Annotated in this window: 1 protein-coding gene and 1 pseudogene; one reads left to right on the top strand and one right to left on the bottom strand. The window is 45.6% G+C overall.

The window, feature by feature from the left end:
• Nucleotides 1-116: 116 nt before the first annotated feature.
• Nucleotides 117-605: a 5-(carboxyamino)imidazole ribonucleotide mutase gene (purE, locus tag A3762_RS21605; protein WP_068476054.1), complete on the bottom strand. Its 489-nt coding sequence runs from the start codon at nt 603-605 to the stop codon at nt 117-119.
• A gap of 153 nt (nt 606-758) precedes the next feature.
• On the opposite strand from purE, the pseudogene A3762_RS21600 reads away from it, so the two are divergent.
• A pseudogene (locus tag A3762_RS21600) lies at nt 759-1213 on the top strand (hypothetical protein); the annotation flags it as partial.

The raw sequence follows: 1213 nt of genomic DNA, 5'->3' as shown, positions 1-1213 counted from the left end.
AACACTTGGGCTTCCACTTGTATCAAAGAAGCGAAATTTCGCCTCAAGAGGAAGACCTGCTAAGGCAAGCATTCTGCCGAGTTGACCAGCGCCAAGAACTCCAATAGATTTCATGATTACCCTCGCGGATCTGATTGAGCGAGTACACTTTCGGTTTGTTGCGTTCTAAATGCAACAAGCTTCTCTTTAACGGCTTGGTCGTTCAGAGCGATGATTTGCCCCGCTAGCAATCCTGCGTTCTTGGCGCCCGGTGTGCCGATGGCAAGTGTCCCGACGGCAATGCCGCCTGGCATTTGAGCGATTGATAGTAGTGAGTCAATGCCATTCAATGCCTTTGATTGAACTGGAACGCCTAAAACTGGGAGTTCAGTTTTTGATGCCACCATACCAGGTAGATGGGCTGCACCACCTGCGCCAGCAATAATGACTTGAATACCACGCTCGGCAGCAGAAGATGCGTAATCAAACAACAGGTCGGGTGTTCTGTGTGCAGACACAACCTGTGTTTCATAGCTCACGCCAAGAGTGTCGAGCATGTTCGCTGCATGCTCCATAGTGGGCCAATCTGATGTTGAGCCCATAATAATACCTACTTTCGCTTGCATGGTTTGACTCCTTAAAAACCGCTGCATTTCAGCTGATGGGGTGGGGTGCTCATCTTATTCATCGAATGAATACCATGCAAATGCTATTTAGAAATACCGATCATCACGATAGAATTTATCCCTAGGACAAGAGTGATAATAAAGAGGTTGTTTATGGATGGGTTAAGGCCTGAGCGCGATGAGTTAGATAGGTTTCAAGAGCGCTCTTCTGGCGTGACTGCTTCGAAAAAGTCAAAGCCAAAGAAAGCTGTCGAAAATGATAAGTCGCAAAAACAAGCTGGGAATTCAGGGCTTCCATTATTTATAGGGTGCTTTGCTCTAACTTTGGTGCTTTTTGCGTTTTTGGGTTGGGCATATTTAGAGCAGAAAAGAACGGTCGATGCGCTGAATAAAGATTTGTCGGAAGCGCTGGCATTCATTAACCAAAGTAAGCTTTCTATGGCGCGATTGGAAGGTGAGCTTAATGAAGCGGGAGCGGAAATTGAGCAAGCTGGTAGTAGTGCAACTAAACAACTTAAATTTTTAGATTCTGAAATGCGTAAGCTTTGGGGCGTTGCAGGAGATAAAAATCGCAAAGCAATTGCTGAAAATAAAGATAGAGTTGATAG

The organism is Oleiphilus sp. HI0125 (assembly GCF_001635355.1).
This window is presented reverse-complemented; position numbering and strand designations above follow the sequence as displayed.